Raw genomic sequence first — 546 nt, forward strand, 5'->3', positions numbered from 1 at the left:
ACGCCCAGACCTGCTGGTCCGAGGTGTCTTTCAGGCCCCGGTTGTGCAGGTAGCGGTTGGACTGGGCCTGGTAGATCGCGTTCATCGGCCCGATGCCCATCGAGACCGTGGGGAATTCCCAGAACGATGGCATCAGCCGCGGGTGCGGGTAGGAGGACAGGGCGTGGCCCTCGCGGGACTTTTCCTGCCGGAACCCGTCCAGGTCCTCCTCGGAGAGCCGGCCCTCCATAAACGCCCTCGCGTACATGCCGGGGGAGGCGTGGCCCTGGAAGAAGACCTGGTCCCCGCCGCCGGGGTGGTCCTTGCCGCGGAAGAAGTGGTTGAAGCCCACCTCGTACAGGGTCGCAGCGCCGGCGTAGGTGGAGATGTGCCCGCCCACGCCGATGTTGGGCCGCTGGGACCGGTGCACCATCACCGCAGCGTTCCACCGCATGTACGCCCGGTACCGGCGCTCGAACTCCTCGTTGCCCGGGAACTGCGCTTCCTGGTCCACCGGGATGGTGTTCACGTAATCGGTGGTGGTCACCATCGGCACCCCGACGCTCT

General features: G+C 67.2%; 1 pseudogene. It reads right to left on the minus strand.

Features of this window, described 5'->3' with window-relative positions:
- Positions 1-546 (minus strand): annotated as a pseudogene (locus M8J71_RS21535) (pyruvate dehydrogenase (acetyl-transferring), homodimeric type); the annotation flags it as partial.

The sequence above is a fragment of the Pseudarthrobacter sp. R1 genome (assembly GCF_024494415.1).
GTDB lineage: Bacteria > Actinomycetota > Actinomycetes > Actinomycetales > Micrococcaceae > Arthrobacter.